Raw genomic sequence first — 17,076 nt, 5'->3', positions numbered from 1 at the left:
GGGTGTCCGTGCCGGGTCTCCCGGCCGGTGACCTCAGCTTGGCTCGGTCCGCCCCCGCATGGTGTTGGCCGTACGGCCACCATGTGACAGGATTTGGCCATGTCCGTTCTGCACCGTGTTGCCGTACTCGCCCTCGAAGGCGTGGCCCCCTTCGAGCTCGGGATGCCGTCCCGGGTGTTCGGCAACGCCCTCACGGCGGACGGCGACGCCCTGTACGAGGTCACCGTCTGCACCGCCGACGGCCTGCCCGTGACCAGCGACGCCGGCTTCACGATCGGCGTCACGGCCGGCCCCGAGGCCCTCGCCGCGGCCGACACCGTGATCATCCCGCCCACCCACGCCATGCCCGGCCTGCTGCGCGGCGAGCCCCTGCCGCCCGCCCTCGCCGACGCCCTCGCCGCCGTCCGGCCCGGCACCCGGACCGTCTCCATCTGCACCGGCTCCGAGGTGCTCGCCGCCGCCGGACTGCTCGACGGGCGGCGCGCCACCACGCACTGGGTGCACGCGCCGGAGTTCCGGCGGGCCTTCCCGCGCGTCCTGCTCGACGAGGACGTGCTCTTCGTGGACGACGGGACCGTGCTCACCTCCGCGGGCGTCGCCGCCGGCATCGACCTGTGCCTCTACCTGATCCGCGCCGACCACGGCACCGCCGTCGCCAACCGCGCCGCGCGGCTGTGCGTCGTACCGCCGTGGCGGGACGGCGGGCAGGCCCAGTACATCGACCGGCCCGTCCCCGAGCCCACCGTCGCCACCACCACCGCCACCCGCGCCTGGGCCCTGGAGCGGCTCGCGGAGCCGGTCACCCTGGCCGAGCTGGCCGCCCACGCCCGGATGAGCCTGCGCACCTTCACCCGGCGCTTCCGTGACGAGGTGGGCATGACCCCGGTGCAGTGGCTGACCGTCCAGCGCCTCGAAGTCGCCCGCCAGCTGCTGGAGTCCAGCGATCTGCCGGTGGACCTGGTCGCGCACCGGTCGGGCTTCGGCTCCGCCAACTCCCTGCGCCAGCACATGCGGACCGCCCTCGGCATCTCCCCGATCGCCTACCGCCGCACGTTCCGGCCGGGCAGCGCGGTGCCCGGCAGCGCGGTTCCCGTCGGGGCATGACCCCGGAGGTCATGGCCCCGGTGGTGCGGTACTTGGCAGGATCGGAGCACCACCCCGATCCGGACGGAGGCCGTACGCCATGACCGCTTACGCCATAGCCCACATACGCCCCGAGACCATGAACGAGGACATCCTCCGCTACATCGAGGAGATCCAGTCGACGATGGACCCCTTCGAGGGCCGCTTCCTCGTCCACGGCAGGGAGGTCGAGGTCCTGGAGGGCCCCTTCTCCGGCACGGTCGTCGTGATCGCCTTCCCGGACATGGAGCGCGCCCGCGCCTGGTACGCCTCCGACGCCTACCGGGCCATCCTCCCGCTGCGCACGGACCACATCCCGGGCGAGGTCATCCTGGCCGACGGCGTCCCCGCCGGTTACGACGCCACGAAGACGGCCGCGGCCCTGCGCGCCGAAGCCGGCCTCTGACGGCCAACCGAGCCGCCTTCGTACTCCGCGCCCCCGGCGGCCCCACCCGCCACCGCCCCTCCTACGGCGCCGCGGGGCTGGACCTCGGCTGGACGAGTGCGATCCGCTGGTCGCGGTGGTCACCGTCGGCGGCGGCCGCTGCCACGTGCTCGCCGCCGTCCACGACCACCCCGTAGAGGAGGGACCGGCGCTGCTGGACCGGCTGCGGGGCGCCCCCGACCACGGCAGCCACCGGCTGTACGCGGACGCCGGCGTCCACGTCGACCCGCAGCGGCGCCGGGTCGGCTGGTGGCTGACCGCGGCACGGGCCCACGGCCGCGACGTCGCCGCCCGCTGGCCCGGCTGGACGGTGGAGTTCTGGGAGGACCGCTGGACCGAGCACGTCCGGGCCGCCGGCGGGCGCTTCGCCCCGCCCGTGCCGGACCGCGCCGCCGCGCCGGCCGACGTACGCGGCGAGGCCCTGGAGCGGTGGTCCGGGCCGCGGGCCGACGCGCGGGCCCGGCTCGTCGCGGCGCACCCGCGCATGTCCGTCGGCCAGGGCTTCGCCCCCGCCGTCAGTGCCCGGCAGGCGGCCGACGCCCGGGCGGTGATCGAGGCCGCCCACGGCGCGGCCGCCCGCCCCTGACCGGGGCCGGGAGGGCGCTGCGGGGGTGCGAGCATGGGGCGTATGGCTACTCACCTGATCACCGGTGCCGGCGCGGGCATCGGCGCCGCCGTCGCCGCCCGGCTGCACGCCCGTGGCGACGACCTCGTCCTGCTCGCCCGTGACGCCGCCCGCGGCAAGCAGCTCGTCGAGCGCTACCCCGGCTCCCGCGCGCTCGTCGGCGACCTCTCCGACCCCGACCGGCTGTCGTGGGCCTTCTCCAAGCAGCCCGTCCCCGAGCGGATCGACTCGCTCCTGCACATCGCGGGGATCGTCGACCTCGGCCCCGTCGGCGAACTGCGCCCCAAGACCTGGCACCAGCAGCTCAACGTGAACCTGATCGCCCCCGCCGAGGTCACCCGCCTGCTGCTGCCCACCCTGCGCGCCTCCCGCGCCACCGTGGTCTTCGTGAACTCCGGCGCCGGCCTGACCGCCCACGCCGACTGGAGCGCGTACGCCGCCTCCAAGCACGGGCTGAAGGCCCTCGCCGACTCGCTGCGCGCCGAGGAGAAGCCGAACGGCATCCGCGTCACCTCCGTCTACCCCGGCCGGACCGCGACCGGCATGCAGGCCAAGGTGCACTCGCAGGAGGGCAAGGAGTACGACCCCGCCGCCTGGATCGACCCCGAGTCCGTGGCCACCACGATCGTGATGGCCGTGGACCTGCCCCGCGACGCCGAGGTCAACGACCTGAGCGTCAGGCCCGGCCGATGACCGCGGCCGCCACCGGCGTCGGCTCGCTCCCCGGCGGCGACGCCCGCGAGGCCGCGAAGACCGCCACCGGGTCCTTCGAGGACTTCCCGTACCTCCCCGAGCTGCCCGCGCGCGGGCCGGGTGCGGACATGATCGGCCGCTCCCTCGGGCTGCTCGTCGACATGTACGCCCACGTCGAACCCAGCGGCTGGCGGATCAGCGACCGCCCGGGACGGGACTCGAAGCGGGCCCGGTCCTGGCTCGGCGAGGACCTCGACGCGCTGGAGGAGTTCACCCAGGGGTACGAGGGGAGGCTCAAGGTCCAGGCCGTCGGCCCGTGGACCCTGGCCACCGCCCTGGAACTGCACGGCGGCGAGGCCGTCCTCCAGGACGCCGGCGCCTGCCGCGACCTGGCCGGGTCGCTCGCGGAGGGCCTGCGCGAGCACCTCGCCGACGTTCGCAAGCGGATCCCCGGCGCCGAGATCGTGCTCCAGCTCGACGAACCCTCGCTGACCGCGGTGCTGCTGGGGCGCGTGCGGTCCGCGAGCAAGTACCGCACGTACCGGGCCGTCGACCGGCAGGTCGTCGAGGGCGCCCTGCGCGAGCTGTTCGCCGTCCACGACGGGGAGGTCGTCGTCCACTCCTGCGCGCCCGAGGTGCCCTTCGGACTGCTCCGGCGGGCCGGCGCCACGGGGGTGTCGTTCGATTTCTCGTTGCTCACCGAGCGCGAGGACGACGCCGTCGGCGAGGCCGTCGAGGGCGGTACGAAACTCTTCGTCGGAGTGGTGCCGGGCACCGACGCCCCGTTGTCGGACCCTGCCGGTAGCGTCATGGGTGTCAGGAAGCTCTGGCGCAGGCTGGGGCTGGCCCCGGGGACTCTGGCGGAGTCCGTCGTGGTCACCCCGGCGTGCGGTCTGGCGGGCGCCTCGCCCGCCTACGCGCGCGCCGCGCAGGCGCACTGCGTCAAGGCGGCGAGGTCGCTCGCCGACAACCCTGAGTGACGGAAACAGACGGGCCACGGGAGGACACGGCATGGCAGCCGAACAGAAGCAGGCCGGCGACGGCACGGCCGCACCGGCGGCGGTGCGCGAGCAGCACGCGCTGCTGGCCGAGCAGGTCGAGGAGCACCGCTTCCGGTACTACGTGAACGACCAGCCGGTCGTCAGCGATGCCGAGTTCGACAAGCTGCTGCGCTCGCTGGAGGCGCTGGAGGACCAGTACCCGCAGCTGCGCACGCCCGATTCGCCCACCCAGAAGGTGGCCGGGGCGTACGAGACGGACTTCGCGTCCGTCGAGCACCGGGAGCGCATGCTCTCCCTCGACAACGCCTTCGACGAGGAGGAGTTGACGGCCTGGGCCGATCGGGTGGCCCGGGACGTCAACACCCCCGATTTCCACTACCTGTGCGAGCTCAAGGTGGACGGCCTCGCCGTCAACCTCACCTACGAGAAGGGCCGTCTGACCCGCGCCGCCACCCGCGGCGACGGCCGCACCGGCGAGGACATCACGCCCAACGTGCGGACCATCGCCGACATCCCGGACCGCCTCAAGGGCGACCGGATCCCCGATCTCGTCGAGATCCGCGGCGAGGTCTTCTTCCCGATGGAGAAGTTCGAGGAGCTCAACGCCCGGCTCGTCGAGGCCGGCGACAAGCCCTTCGCCAACCCGCGCAACGCGGCGGCCGGTTCGCTGCGCCAGAAGGACCCGAAGGTGACCGCCAGCCGCCCGCTGCACATGGTGGTGCACGGCATCGGTGCGCGCGAGGGCTTCCAGATCGACAAGCTCAGCCACGCCTACGAGCTGCTCGGCGAGTGGGGCCTGCCCACGGCCCGGCACAACAAGGCGGTGTCCTCGCTCGCCGAGGTCCGCGAGTTCATCGCCTACTTCGGCGAGAACCGGCACTCGGTGGAGCACGAGATCGACGGCGTGGTCGTCAAGCTCGACGAGATCCCGCTCCAGGGCCGCCTCGGCTCCACGGCCCGCGCCCCGCGCTGGGCGATCGCCTGGAAGTACGCCCCCGAAGAGGTCAACACCAAGCTGATCGACATCAAGGTCGGCGTCGGCCGCACCGGCCGGGTGACCCCGTACGCGCAGGTGGAGCCGGTGACGGTGGCGGGCTCGGAGGTCGAGTTCGCGACCCTGCACAACCAGGAGGTCGTCAAGGCCAAGGGCGTGCTCATCGGGGACACCGTGGTGCTGCGCAAGGCGGGCGACGTCATCCCCGAGATCCTCGGCCCGGTGGTGGACCTGCGCGACGGCACCGAGCGGGAGTTCGTCATGCCGGCCGAGTGCCCCGAGTGCGGGACGGCGCTGCGGCCGATGAAGGAGGGCGACATCGACCTCCGCTGCCCCAACGGGCGGACCTGCCCGGCCCAGTTGCGCGAGCGGCTGTTCTACCTGGCCGGCCGCCAGTGTCTGGACATCGAGAACTTCGGGGCGGTGGCCGCGGCCGCGCTCACCAACCCGCTGGAGCCGGCCGAGCCGCCGATGCGCGACGAGGGCGACCTGTTCGGCCTCACGATCGAGCAGCTGCTGCCCATCAAGGCGTACGTCCTGGACGCCGACAGCGGGCTGCCCAAGCGTGATCCGAAGACCGGCGAGGAGAAGATCGTCACGGTCTTCGCCAACCAGAAGGGCGAGCCGAAGAAGAACGCCCTGGCCATGCTGGAGAACATCGCGGCCGCCAAGGAGCGCCCGCTGGCCCGCTTCATCAACGGCCTCTCCATCCGGCACGTGGGCCCGGTCGCGGCGCAGACCCTGGCCCGCGAGTTCCGTTCGATCGAGCGGATCGAGCAGGCCTCCGAGGAGGAGCTGGCCGCCACCGAGGGCGTCGGGCCGATCATCGCGGCGGCGGTCAAGGAATGGTTCGCCGTCGACTGGCACCAGGAGATCCTGCGCAAGTGGCGCGAGGCCGGGGTACGGATGGAGGAGGAGGGTTCCGGCGAGGAGGAGGGGCCGCGCCCGCTGGAGGGCCTGACCGTCGTGGTCACCGGAACTTTGCAGAGCCACACGCGCGACGGAGCGAAGGAGGCCCTGCAGAGCCGCGGCGCCAAGGTGACCGGATCCGTGTCGAAGAAGACCTCGTTCGTCGTGGTCGGCGAGAACCCGGGCTCCAAGTACGACAAGGCGGTGCAGCTGAAACTGGCCGTCCTCGACGACGCGGGCTTCGCGGTGCTGCTCGAACAGGGCCCGGACGCGGCGCGCGAGGTGGCGCTTCCGGTGGACGGCGGCGCCGCGGCGGAGTAACGCGCCCCGGCCGACACGCGGGTGCCGTACCGGGAGGAGTGGCGAAGGCGAACGGATGCGTGGTGTGCGGCCGTACGGGCGGGCGCACGCCAGGCGCAACTCCCGGTGGTAAAAGGCCGGTACAGGGCTGTTCGCGGGGCGGCGGCCTGTCGGATCATCGGATGGGTGACCCGGGAGTCCTGGTCCAAACTCACCCGTTCGGCGGATACCGTACTGATGAGGATGGCTGGGTCGCATTCGGGCAACCGCCGCCGACCGCTGCCCCTGAGGGCCTCCCGCGTCCTACTGTTGAGGGGGGCGCCTGTCGTGCACGGCTGCGTGATGCGCTTCCGGCCGTGATGGCATGACATCGGGGCCATCGCGTGGCATCGGCATTGCCGGCTGTGAGAGGGACGGGCATGAAACCCACCGAAAGCGCCGACCCGTCACCTGATGTCGGCGGGGAGATCCCGTCCATGCGGGCGGGCCGGCTCGGTGTCCTGGGTGGCAGGACGCCGGACACCCACCCGCTCGACTACGGCGCGGGACCGGGCAGAGCGGCGGCGCAGCGCACCGTGCTGCCGTTCGTCGTCGTGGGCCTGTCCGCCGTCGTCCTCGCGATCGGCATCGTCTCGGCGCTGAGCGAGCGTCACGCCCTGTTCCCCGGCGGCCCGGTCGGCTGGGCGCTGGCCCTGCTGACCGGCATCATCGTCGGCCACCTCGTCGCGCTGGGCCGTGACCGCTGGTGGGGCGGCACCGGTTCGGGCGCCGCGCTCACCCTCGGCGTGCTCGTCCTCTACGGCTGGGTGCCCGCGGGACTCGTCTCGCTGGCGGTGGTCTCCCTGGTCGGGGCCGCGCGCCGGCACCGCTGGCGGCAGGGGCTGCTGCACGGAGCCACCGACATCCTCGGCATCGGGGCCGGGGCGCTCGTCCTCGCCGCGTTCGGCGAGGCGCCGACCGTCGAGACCCCCTGGCGGCCCACCACCTGGGGGCTGGAGGCGGTCCCCGAGATCGTCCTGGTGGCCCTCGCCTACCTGCTGGTCACCAAGGCCCTGCTCTGGCTCGCGCAGACCCCGCGCGGCGGCTCCCTGCCCACCGTCGCCCGCACGGCCCTGCTCCGCCAGGCCTTAGTCGCGGTCGCCCTGCTCGGCATCGCGCCGCTGATCTGCGTGGTCGCCGTGACGCAGCCGGTGCTGCTGCCGCTGTTCGCCGTACCCCTGATCGCCCTGGACTCCACCCTGTGGATCGCCCGGGCGCGCGCCGAGGAACAGCTGCGCGATCCCCTGACCGGGCTGCCGAACCGGCAGTGGCTGCTGGAGCGGGCCTGGTCCGCTCTGGACGAGGCTGAACGTTTGGGCACCCGGTCAGCTCTTGTGCTGATCGACCTGGACCGCTTCCGCGCGGTCAACGACACGCTGGGCCACCTCGCCGGAGACCGGCTGCTGCTCCAGATCGCCGACCGGCTCCGCCAGGCCCTGCCCGAGGACGCCGAGGCCGCGCGCCTGGGCGGCGACGAGTTCGCCGTACTCCTGCCCGTCGCCGACTCCACCACCAGCGCCCAGCGGGTCGCCCGCCACCTCGTCGCCGAGCTCAGCTCACCCCTCGACCTGGACGGGCTCACCCTCGTGCTGGAGGCCAGCGCCGGACTCGCCGTCTTCCCCGACCACGCCCTCGACGCGGAGGGGCTGCTGCGCCGCGCCGACGTCGCGATGTACCAGGCGAAGCGGGACCGCACCGGCGTGGAGGTGTACGAGTCCAAGCGCGACAGCAACACGCCCGACCGCCTAGGCCTCCTGGGAGATTTGCGCCGCGCCCTCGACGCCGGCGAGGTGGAACTCCACTACCAGCCCAAGGTCCGCTTCGACGGCCAGGTGGCCGGGCTCGAAGCCCTGGTGCGCTGGGTGCATCCGGAGCGCGGCCGGGTCTCGCCGGACGAGTTCATCGCCATCGCCGAGACCTCGGGGCTGATGCCCCACCTCACCGAGTACGTGCTGGAGACCGCCCTCGCCCAGGTGGCGCGCTGGCGGGCGCAGGGACTGAAGGTCCCGGTCGCCGTGAACGTCTCCCCGCGCGACGTCCACACCCCCGGCTTCGCCGGCGCCGTCGCGGCCCGGCTGGCCCGGCACGGGGTCCCGGCCAGCGGTCTCCAGCTGGAGATAACGGAACACGTCCTGCTGGAGGACCCGCAGCGGGCCGCCGACACCATGGCCGGCCTGACCGGCCACGGCGTGAAGATGTCCCTCGACGACTTCGGCACCGGCTACTCCTCCCTGGTCCACCTGCGGCGGCTGCCGGTCAGCGAGCTGAAGATCGACCGCTCGTTCGTGGCGCGGCTCGCGGTGGACGCCCAGGACGCGGAGATCGTCCGCTGCACCGTCGACCTGGCGCACTCGCTGGGGCTGCTCGTCGTCGCCGAGGGCGTCGAGGACGACGAGACCTGGGAACGCCTGCGGGACCTGGGCTGCGACGCCGTCCAGGGCTGGCTGGTCGCGGCCGCGATGCCCCCGCAGGAGGCCACGGCCTGGCTGCTGGCCCGCGGCGAGCGCGGCTGGCGCCGCCCGGCGGACATCACGGCGGAACTGTCGGCCTCCCCGGCCGCGGCGCCGGCGGAGACCCCGGCCCAGTAGCCCGGCACGGCGCGCAGCGAGGGGTACGGGGGGCCGCGGCGGCCCCCCGGCGGCAAACGGTTTCGTGGGTCCGGGGCCCCGCCCCATAGGATTGGGCACGAAACTACACACTCACCACCCCCAGAGGATCGCTGCATGCCTGGCATCACGCGCGAGGAGGTCGCCCACCTCGCTCGGCTGGCACGTCTGGAACTGAAGAGCGAAGAGCTCGACCACTTCGCCGGACAGCTCGACGACATCATCGGCGCGGTCGCCCGCGTTTCCGAGGTCGCCGACCAAGACGTCCCGCCGACCTCCCACCCGCTGCCGCTGACGAACGTCATGCGCGCGGACGAGGTCCGTCCGTCGCTCACCCCCGAGCAGGCGCTTTCCGGCGCTCCCGCCCAGGAGCAGCAGCGTTTCAAGGTGCCGCAGATCCTGGGGGAGGACTAACAACCATGACTGACCAGATCATCAAGCTCACTGCCGCGCAGACCGCCGAGAAGATCGCCTCCGGCGAGCTCACGGCCGTCGAGGTGACCGAGGCCCACCTGGCCCGCATCGACGCGACCGACGAGAAGGTCCACGCCTTCCTGCACGTCGACCGCGAGGGCGCCCTCGCCCAGGCGCGCGCCGTCGACGCCAAGCGCGAGCGCGGCGAGAAGCTGGGCCCGCTGGCCGGCGTCCCGCTCGCCCTCAAGGACATCTTCACCACCGTCGGGGTCCCGACCACCGTCGGTTCGAAGATCCTCGAAGGCTGGATCCCGCCCTACGACGCCACCCTGACGCGCAAGCTCAAGGAAGCGGACGTCGTCATCCTCGGCAAGACCAACATGGACGAGTTCGCCATGGGGTCCTCCACCGAGAACAGCGCGTACGGGCCCACCGGCAACCCCTGGGACCTCACCCGCATCCCCGGCGGCTCCGGCGGCGGCTCCGCGGCCGCGCTGGCCGCCTTCCAGGCCCCCCTCGCCATCGGCACGGACACCGGCGGCTCCATCCGCCAGCCCGCCTCCGTGACCGGCACGGTCGGCGTGAAGCCCACGTACGGCGGCGTCTCCCGCTACGGCATGGTGGCCTTCTCCTCCTCCCTCGACCAGGGCGGTCCCTGTGCCCGTACGGTCCTGGACGCGGCGCTCCTGCACGAGGTCATCGCCGGCCACGACCCGATGGACTCCACCTCCATCGACGCCCCGGTCCCGCCGGTCGTCGAGGCGGCCCGCAACGGCTCCGTCGCGGGCATGCGCGTCGGCGTCGTCAAGCAGTTCGCCGGCGAGGGCTACCAGGCCGGCGTCGTCCAGCGCTTCAACGAGTCCGTCGAGCTCCTCAAGGAGCTGGGCGCCGAGATCGTCGAGCTGGACTGCCCCTCCTTCGACCTCGCGATGGCCGCGTACTACCTGATCGCGCCGTCCGAGTGCTCCTCGAACCTGGCCCGCTTCGACGCCATGCGCTACGGCCTGCGCGTCGGCGACGACGGCACCAGGTCCGCCGAGGACGTCACCGCGCTCACCCGCGAAGCCGGCTTCGGCGACGAGGTCAAGCGCCGCATCATCCTGGGTACGTACGCGCTGAGCTCCGGCTACTACGACGCGTACTACGGCTCCGCCCAGAAGGTCCGCACGCTCATCACCCGGGACTTCGAGAAGTCCTTCGAGCAGGTCGACGTGATCGTCTCCCCGACGACCCCGACCACCGCCTTCGCCATCGGTGAGCGCACCGACGACCCGCTGGCGATGTACCTCGCGGACCTGTGCACCATCCCGACCAACCTGGCCGGCAACGCCGCCATGTCGCTCCCGTGCGGCCTGGCGCCGGAGGACGGCCTGCCGGTCGGGCTGCAGATCATCGCCCCGGCGATGAAGGACGACCGGCTGTACAAGGTCGGCGCCGCCGTGGAGGCGGCCTTCGTCGCACGCTGGGGTCACCCGCTGCTTGAGGAGGCACCGTCCCTGTGAGCACCAGTGCACTGTCCAAGGCCAAGGGCTTCAAGAAGTCCAAGACCGGCACGTACCTGTCGATGGGCACCACCGCCTTCGGCGCCCTCGGCGTGATCAAGCAGGTCAAGAAGGCCCGCACCGAGCACGACACGCTGAAGCTCGTCGACGCCGTCGTGTCCGCCGCCGCCATCGTCACCGGCCTCGCGATCCTGTACCGCGAGCTGAAGCGCCTGGGCGACGACGACGTCCTGCTGGGCTGAGAGGGAAAGTTTCACCGTGACCACCTTCACCGAACTGCTGTCGTACGAGGACGCTCTCGCCTCGTTCGACCCCGTCATGGGCCTTGAGGTCCATGTCGAGCTCGGCACCAGGACCAAGATGTTCTGCGGCTGCTCGACCGAGCTGGGCGCCGAGCCCAACTCGCAGACCTGCCCCACCTGCCTCGGTCTGCCCGGCTCGCTGCCCGTCGTGAACGCGATCGGCGTCGAGTCGGCCATCAAGATCGGCCTCGCGCTGAACTGCGAGATCGCCGAGTGGTGCCGCTTCGCCCGGAAGAACTACTTCTATCCGGACATGCCGAAGAACTTCCAGACCTCCCAGTACGACGAGCCGATCGCCTTCAACGGCTACCTCGACGTGCAGCTGGAGGACGGCGAGATCTTCCGCGTGGAGATCGAGCGCGCCCACATGGAGGAGGACACCGGCAAGTCGCTGCACGTCGGCGGCGCCACCGGCCGCATCCACGGCGCGTCCCACTCCCTGCTGGACTACAACCGCGCCGGCATCCCGCTCATCGAGATCGTCACCAAGCCGATCGAGGGCGCGGGCGAGCGGGCCCCCGAGGTCGCCAAGGCGTACGTCGCCGAGCTGCGCGAGGTCATCAAGGCGCTCGGCGTCTCCGAGGCCCGCATGGACAAGGGCCAGATGCGCTGCGACGTGAACCTGTCGCTGCGCCCCACCCCCGAGTCCGAGTTCGGCACCCGCAGCGAGACGAAGAACGTCAACTCGCTGCGCTCCGTCGAGCGCGCCGCGCGCTTCGAGATCCAGCGCCACGCGGCCGTGCTGTCGTCCGGCGGCACGATCGTGCAGGAGACCCGGCACTTCCACGAGGAGGACGGCTCCACCACGGCCGGCCGCATCAAGGACAACGCCGAGGACTACCGGTACTTCCCGGAGCCCGACCTGGTCCCCGTGGCCCCGGCCCGCGACTGGGTCGAGGAGCTGCGCGCCGGCCTGCCCGAGATGCCGCGCGTGCGCCGCAACCGGCTCCGCGAGGAGTGGGGCGTGAACGAGCACGACATGCAGTCGATCCTCAACGCGGGCGCGGTGGACTCCATCGTCGCCACGATCGAGGCGGGTGCCGACTCGACGGCCGCGCGCAAGTGGTGGATGGGCGAGCTGGCCCGCAACGCCAACGAGCAGGGCGTCGTCGTCGACGAGCTGCCGATCACCCCGGCGCAGGTCGCGCGCGTCGCGGCCCTGGTCGCGGCCGGCGAGCTGAACGACAAGCTGGCCCGCCAGGTCCTGGAGGGCGTCCTCGCCGGCGAGGGCACCCCGGACGAGGTCGTCGAGAAGCGCGGCCTGAAGGTCGTCTCGGACGAGGGCGCGCTCGGCGCGGCCGTGGACGAGGCCATCGCGGGCAACGCGGCCATCGCGGACAAGATCCGCGGCGGCAAGATCGCCGCCGTCGGCGCCCTGGTCGGGGCGGTCATGAAGACCACCCGCGGCCAGGCCGACGCGGCCCGCGTCAAGGAGCTCATCCTGGAGCGCCTGGGCGTCTCGGAGTAGGCCACGCGGTCGCTCCCGTACGACGCGACGGCCCCGCACCGGAGTCCACCTCCGGTGCGGGGCCGTCCGCCGTTCAGCGGGTCAGCTGCGGTGCGGCGACGACCACGGTGCCGTTGTCGCAGCCCATGTCGACCTTGACGCGCAGCCGCAGGGCGCCGGTCACGTCCACCGACCGCGTGGCCGGCTTGCCGAGCTCGACCAGCTCGGAGAAGGCCGCGGGCTTCCCGTCGAGCGAGATGCTGACCCGGCCCTTCTCGTGCGTGGAGCCGTCGTCGATCCCCGCGGTGAACTCCAGGTGCTTCCACTCGCGGTTGAGGTCGAACTCCGTGATCGCCTCGTCGTTGCAGTCCGGCTGCGCGATGAAGGCGGCCCCGTACTGCTTGGTGTTGATCTTCGCGGCCCCGACGGTGAAGTTGCCCAGCCCCGCGATGGGCGTCAGCAGGGTCAGGTCGGCGGCCTTGATGTCCGGCGCCACGCCGCCCGGCTGGGTGCCGCTGGCGGTGGGCTCGGGGGTCGTCCCGGTGTCCGTGCTCCCGCTCTCGCTCTCGCTCGGTGAGGGGGAGGGCGTCGGGGTCTCCTCCTGCGGGGTGGCCGGGTCGGAGGCGGAGCTGCCGCCCTTGCCGTCCGCGGCCTGGTCCCCGCCCTTGTCATCGCCCAGCAGCCGTACGCCGAGCACGGCGAGCGCCGCGATGACCAGGACGGCGGCCACCGAGCCCAGGACGATCCCGGCCCGCCGCCGCGTGGGCGCTGCGGGCCCCGGCGGCGGGGACTCGTGCAGCGGGTACGTCGGACCGTACCCGGCGGGCACGTGCTCCGGCCGGGGCTGTACCGGGGGCTGCTGGTGTGCGTCCTCGGTGGTCGGCGCGGGCGGGACGGGGGCGGGCGTGTGCGCCGGCGGCGGGCTCGCGGGCTGCGGAGGCAGCGCGGGCTTCGCCGGAAGCGGCGCCGGGACGGCGTCCTGGACCGCGCGCCGGGAGGTGGAGGAGGTCGTGGACACCACCGCGTGCCGTACGTCCTTCATCCAGCCGGCCAGGCTGACGGGCCGCTGCGTCGGGTCGGCCGCGTGGACGGCGGTGATCCGGGCGCGCCGCTCGGCGTCCAGCGCCGCGATCTGCGGCAGCGCCGCCATCGCCCGGGCCAGCTGGTCCGGGGAGTTGGGCGGCGACTCGCCGCTCAGCAGGAAGTACGCGATGGCCCCGAAGGCGTAGCGGTCCGCCGCCGGGGTGCGCTTGCCGTCGAAGACCTCGGGAGCCGCGTACCCGGGCGTGAACCACACCTCGGCCGTCTGGTGGTCGGCGGTGAGCTTGCTGAGCCCGAAGTCCACCAGGGTGGCCTGCCCGTGACCGTCCACCATCACATTGCCCGGTGACAGGTCACCGTGGATCACCTGGCGTCCGGACGGGGTGGCCTTCCCGGAATGCAGCCAGTCCAGGACGTCGGCCAGCTGCTCCAGCGTGCGCATCACCTCGCGCCGCTCGGCGGCCGTGGCGAGGTTCCGTTCGGCGCGCCAGTCGCGCAGGTCGAGCCCGTCGACGTGGTTCATCACGAGGACGAGGGCCCGGCCCGTCAGGGTCCCGGACTCGCCCGAGCGGTGGATCGGCGGACCTTCGAAATGCTCCCGGACGCCGACGACGCCCGGGCGGTGCACGAAGCGCAGGAGCTCGGCCTGCTCGTTCCACCTCCGGCTGATCCGGTCGAAATCGTCGGGCGTGATGGTCGTCTTGGAGTCGAGCACCTTGACGACCACCGGTTCGCTGCCGCCCGCGAGCTCGATCTCCGCGAGATAGAGGACGGCCTCCCCGCCGCGCCCGATCGACCGGAGCAGCCGGTAGCGGTCCGCTGCCGCATCCGGCCCGATGTGCAGATTCTGGCTGGTCAATTTCCCCCCAGCGCCGATGCTTTGAGTGGGCATCAGTCTGGCGTGGCCGGAATCACACGGTCAATCGGAACGGTCGGTTTGCCCCGGGGTCGAAGAAGAGGAGGCGGGCCTTCTTCGCCGGCAGGTGGACCTCGGGCAGGTCGATCTCCGGGAGCTCGACCTCCGGGCCCGGCTCGAAGCCGGACCGCACCAGGCGGGCGACGGCCTTCTCGTTGCGGGCGTCGGGTTCCGCCACGATCCGGCGGGTGGTCCCGTCCGCGAGGACGTACGAGAGGAAGGCCCCGATCAGGCCGGCGCTGAAGCCGCGTTCGCGGGCGCCGCGCGCCGGGCCGATCAGCAGGTGCACGCCGGTGTCGCCCGGCTGGACCTCGTAGCACTCGCTGATCCGGTCCTCGGCGCAGTCGTACGTCTGGAACAGGGCGGCGGGCTCGCCGTCGCGGCGCGCGAGGAACGCGTGGTGGGTCGTGCGGCGGTCGACGTCCTCGTAGATCTCCTGGACGAGCTCGCGGCTGGCCTCGCCCATGCCCCAGAAGCGGGCCCGCTCCTCGGTGACCCAGGAGTGGATCAGCGGGGCGTCGGCGACGGGGTCGACGGGGGTGAGGGTGACCGTTCCGAGGCCTTCGACGCGCTGGGTGTACACGGGCTGCCGGGGGCCGGCGGCGGAGGCGGACGCGCTGCTGCTGGTCATACGGATTCCTTGGTGAGACGGGTCCAGTCGGTGACGACGGGGACGAGTTCGCACCGAGCCCAGTACGGGAGCTGGTCGCGGTGGTGGGGTGATCCGGTGACGCCGTCCGCGCCGAGGGGGACCGCCCAGAGGCTGTCCTCGCGGCGGGCCAGGTCCCACACGTAGCGCGCCGCCGACGCGCGGGCGCTGAGATCGGTGAAACCGGGCACGGAGGAAGTGGCGTTCACGCAGTCATGGTCGCCGCCGAGCCCGGGCCACTCGGCATCGGGGTCGGGCCGCGCGGACCAGGGCGCGAGGCGGTGCACCTGCGACCACGGGGTGTCGGGGGTGTCCGCCGCGGCCGTCTCCTCCAGGGCGGCGCGTACGTGGGCCGCCCGGTCCAGGGCGGGCAGCAGCGGGGTGGTCAGCAGCCCCTCCAGTGCGTAGCCGACGCGGGGGACCAGGTACAGCCAGGGGTGGAACACCTCGGGGCCGGTCGGCGCCCCCGCCAGGGCGGCGAGCGCGGGATCGGCGGCGAAGCGGCGTACGGCCGCGGTCCGCAGCGCCGAGAAGACGGTGGCGTCGGTGCTCTCGGCGGCCATGTGCCGGTCCCAGGCCAGCAGCCGCTCGCGCAGCGCCCGCGCGGCGGGGGAGAGGCCGTCGAGAGCGGGCAGCAGGGCCAGCAGTGGCTCGGCCGAGGCGAGGTGGGTGTCCCCGTGCACGTCGGCCATCGCCTTCGCGGACCAGCGCGCCGAGCCGGAGAGCAGCTCGCGGATGCGGTTGGCGCGGTGCGGGGGTGCGAACTCCACGCCGAGCGGCGAGGCGATGCCGCGCGCGTTGGCCATGACGGCGAAGCCCTGCACGGGTTCGGCGGGGGTCCGGGCCCAGCCCTGCCAGGCGTACCGGGGGTCCCAGGCGGGCACCGGGCGCAGCCGGTTGGCCGGGTCGCGCAGCGGGACGGCGCCGGCCACGCGGTGCAGCAGGCCGCCCTCGGTGTCGGCGGCGTGGACGACGTTGACGGGCTCGGCCCAGCCGTCGAGCGCGCGGTCGATGTCGGCGACGGTACGGGCGCGCAGCAGGGCGGGGAGGACGGCGAAGCCGAGGTCGCGGCGGACGCGGGGCGGGTAGCGCAGCGAGAGGGTCTGGTCCGCCGAGTCCTCGTGGACGATCACGGGGCCGCGGGCGGTCTCCAGGACCTCCACCTCCACCGGCTCGGCTCCCGCGACGGCGATCGTCTCGGTGTGCCGGTGCACGGGCTCCCATGCGCCGTCGGGGCCCAGGGCCTCGACGGCGCCGTCTTCGGCCGCGGGGCGCAGCCGCTCGACGTAGAGGTCCTGGTAGTCGGCCATGGCGTTGGTGATCGCCCAGGCGGCGCTGCCGGTGTGCCCGAAGTGGCCGAGGCCGGGGATGCCGGGGACGGCCAGGCCGATGACGTCGTACTCGGGGCAGGAGAGCCGTATCTGCTGGTAGACGCCCGGGTCTTCGATGAACCGGTGCGGGTCGCCCGCGATGAGCGCCGAGCCGGAGGCGGTCCGGTCGCCCGGGACCAGCCAGCCGTTGCTGCCGGCGGTGCCGGGGCCGTCGGTGGCGAAGAGGGTGACGGCCCCGTCCCCGAGGGCGCGGCCCACGCGCTCGCGCCACAGCTTGGTGGCGAAGCCGGCGAAGAGGATGTGGGTGGCGACCCAGATGCCGAGCGGGACCCACGGTTCCCACGGGGTGGGGGTGTGCCCGGTGCGGGCGAACCGCTCGTCGCGGGCGGCGCCCCGGGCGAGCCCGTCGTTGACGCCGTCCACGTAGGACCCGACCCAGGCGGCGGTCCCGGGGTCGAGGGCCTCGTGGCAGCGGCGGGCGGTGTCGGCGAGCCGGGCCTGGCGGACGAACCGGTCCCAGGCGACGGAGTCCGGGCCGAGGAAGGCGGCGCTGGAGCCCTGGGCCCGGTGGCGTTCGACCTCCAGCTGCCAGGCGCGGTCGAGGGCGGTGGCGTGGCCCTGGGCGTAGGCGAGCCGGTCGGCGTCGCGGGCGCGCAGATGGGGGATGCCCCAGTCGTCCCGGTAGAGCTCGAAGGGCTCGTCGGCGGCGTTGGCGGCGTCGTTCAGAAGGCTCACACTCT

General features: G+C 73.2%; 14 protein-coding genes. 11 read left to right on the top strand and 3 right to left on the bottom strand.

What is annotated here, in order from left to right:
- The first annotated feature begins 99 nt into the window (after window positions 1-99).
- The 11 genes from CP980_RS10010 to gatB all read left to right on the top strand — a co-directional run bounded on the left by CP980_RS10010 (window position 100) and on the right by gatB (window position 12,420).
- A complete protein-coding gene (locus CP980_RS10010) occupies window positions 100-1,104 on the top strand; it encodes a GlxA family transcriptional regulator (RefSeq protein WP_132756943.1) in 1,005 nt (334 codons plus the stop codon).
- Window positions 1,105-1,183: 79 nt separating this feature from the next.
- Window positions 1,184-1,528, top strand: coding sequence for a DUF1330 domain-containing protein (locus tag CP980_RS10005; protein WP_132756945.1), 345 nt, complete (start codon window positions 1,184-1,186; stop codon window positions 1,526-1,528).
- 115 nt (window positions 1,529-1,643) lie between these two features.
- Entirely contained in the window at window positions 1,644-2,153 is a 510-nt protein-coding gene (locus CP980_RS10000) for a hypothetical protein (protein WP_150528005.1), read from the top strand.
- 42 nt (window positions 2,154-2,195) lie between these two features.
- Window positions 2,196-2,885: an SDR family oxidoreductase gene (locus CP980_RS09995; RefSeq protein WP_132756948.1), complete on the top strand. Its 690-nt coding sequence runs from the start codon at window positions 2,196-2,198 to the stop codon at window positions 2,883-2,885.
- Complete coding sequence (locus CP980_RS09990; RefSeq protein WP_132756950.1) at window positions 2,882-3,865, top strand: methionine synthase; 984 nt, start codon at window positions 2,882-2,884, stop codon at window positions 3,863-3,865. The genes CP980_RS09995 and CP980_RS09990 overlap by 4 nt, the downstream gene beginning before the upstream one ends.
- Before the next feature lie 31 nt (window positions 3,866-3,896).
- Window positions 3,897-6,110 carry an NAD-dependent DNA ligase LigA gene (gene ligA, locus CP980_RS09985; RefSeq protein WP_132756952.1) on the top strand — a complete coding sequence of 738 codons (2,214 nt, stop codon included), beginning with the start codon at window positions 3,897-3,899 and terminating at the stop codon, window positions 6,108-6,110.
- Window positions 6,111-6,508: 398 nt separating this feature from the next.
- The gene (locus tag CP980_RS09980; RefSeq protein WP_373312828.1) at window positions 6,509-8,716 is read left to right on the top strand and encodes a putative bifunctional diguanylate cyclase/phosphodiesterase; all 2,208 of its coding nucleotides are present in this window, start codon (window positions 6,509-6,511) and stop codon (window positions 8,714-8,716) included.
- A gap of 135 nt (window positions 8,717-8,851) precedes the next feature.
- Window positions 8,852-9,148 (top strand): Asp-tRNA(Asn)/Glu-tRNA(Gln) amidotransferase subunit GatC, encoded by a 297-nt coding sequence (gene gatC, locus CP980_RS09975; RefSeq protein ID WP_007266718.1) that lies wholly within the window; start codon window positions 8,852-8,854, stop codon window positions 9,146-9,148.
- 5 nt (window positions 9,149-9,153) lie between these two features.
- The gene (gene gatA, locus CP980_RS09970; RefSeq protein ID WP_132756956.1) at window positions 9,154-10,650 is read left to right on the top strand and encodes an Asp-tRNA(Asn)/Glu-tRNA(Gln) amidotransferase subunit GatA; all 1,497 of its coding nucleotides are present in this window, start codon (window positions 9,154-9,156) and stop codon (window positions 10,648-10,650) included.
- A 62-nt stretch (window positions 10,651-10,712) separates the two neighbouring features.
- A complete protein-coding gene (locus tag CP980_RS09965) occupies window positions 10,713-10,892 on the top strand; it encodes a hypothetical protein (protein WP_229345000.1) in 180 nt (59 codons plus the stop codon).
- A 16-nt stretch (window positions 10,893-10,908) separates the two neighbouring features.
- On the top strand, window positions 10,909-12,420 hold the full coding sequence (gene gatB, locus CP980_RS09960; protein ID WP_123512419.1) for an Asp-tRNA(Asn)/Glu-tRNA(Gln) amidotransferase subunit GatB: 1,512 nt from the start codon (window positions 10,909-10,911) through the stop codon (window positions 12,418-12,420).
- Window positions 12,421-12,493: 73 nt separating this feature from the next.
- On the opposite strand, the gene CP980_RS09955 is transcribed toward gatB, so the two are convergent.
- The 3 genes from CP980_RS09955 to CP980_RS09945 are packed head-to-tail and all read right to left on the bottom strand — an operon-like array spanning window position 12,494 to window position 17,071.
- Complete coding sequence (locus CP980_RS09955) at window positions 12,494-14,299, bottom strand: protein kinase domain-containing protein (RefSeq protein WP_229906910.1); 1,806 nt, start codon at window positions 14,297-14,299, stop codon at window positions 12,494-12,496.
- 52 nt (window positions 14,300-14,351) lie between these two features.
- The gene (locus tag CP980_RS09950) at window positions 14,352-14,987 is read right to left on the bottom strand and encodes a GNAT family N-acetyltransferase (protein WP_150528004.1); all 636 of its coding nucleotides are present in this window, start codon (window positions 14,985-14,987) and stop codon (window positions 14,352-14,354) included.
- Window positions 14,984-17,071, bottom strand: a complete 2,088-nt coding sequence (locus CP980_RS09945; RefSeq protein WP_229906909.1) for a penicillin acylase family protein — start codon at window positions 17,069-17,071, stop codon at window positions 14,984-14,986. The genes CP980_RS09950 and CP980_RS09945 overlap by 4 nt, the downstream gene beginning before the upstream one ends.
- Window positions 17,072-17,076 lie beyond the last annotated feature (5 nt).

The organism is Streptomyces vinaceus, assembly GCF_008704935.1.
In the GTDB taxonomy this organism is placed as follows: Bacteria; Actinomycetota; Actinomycetes; order Streptomycetales; family Streptomycetaceae; genus Streptomyces; species Streptomyces vinaceus.
Note: the sequence above shows the minus strand (reverse complement) of the source record. Positions and strands in the feature narration are given on the sequence as shown.

What these genes read in the sequence shown, in the direction of transcription:
- CP980_RS10010 (WP_132756943.1), top strand. Translation starts at nt 100, where the DNA reads ATGTCCGTTCTGCACCGTGTTGCCGTACTCGCCCTCGAAGGCGTGGCC.
- CP980_RS10005 (WP_132756945.1), top strand. Translation starts at nt 1,184, where the DNA reads ATGACCGCTTACGCCATAGCCCACATACGCCCCGAGACCATGAACGAG.
- CP980_RS09995 (WP_132756948.1), top strand. Translation starts at nt 2,196, where the DNA reads ATGGCTACTCACCTGATCACCGGTGCCGGCGCGGGCATCGGCGCCGCC.
- CP980_RS09990 (WP_132756950.1), top strand. Translation starts at nt 2,882, where the DNA reads ATGACCGCGGCCGCCACCGGCGTCGGCTCGCTCCCCGGCGGCGACGCC.
- ligA (WP_132756952.1), top strand. Translation starts at nt 3,897, where the DNA reads ATGGCAGCCGAACAGAAGCAGGCCGGCGACGGCACGGCCGCACCGGCG.
- CP980_RS09980 (WP_373312828.1), top strand. Translation starts at nt 6,509, where the DNA reads ATGAAACCCACCGAAAGCGCCGACCCGTCACCTGATGTCGGCGGGGAG.
- gatC (WP_007266718.1), top strand. Translation starts at nt 8,852, where the DNA reads ATGCCTGGCATCACGCGCGAGGAGGTCGCCCACCTCGCTCGGCTGGCA.
- gatA (WP_132756956.1), top strand. Translation starts at nt 9,154, where the DNA reads ATGACTGACCAGATCATCAAGCTCACTGCCGCGCAGACCGCCGAGAAG.
- CP980_RS09965 (WP_229345000.1), top strand. Translation starts at nt 10,713, where the DNA reads ATGGGCACCACCGCCTTCGGCGCCCTCGGCGTGATCAAGCAGGTCAAG.
- CP980_RS09950 (WP_150528004.1), bottom strand. Translation starts at nt 14,987, where the DNA reads ATGACCAGCAGCAGCGCGTCCGCCTCCGCCGCCGGCCCCCGGCAGCCC.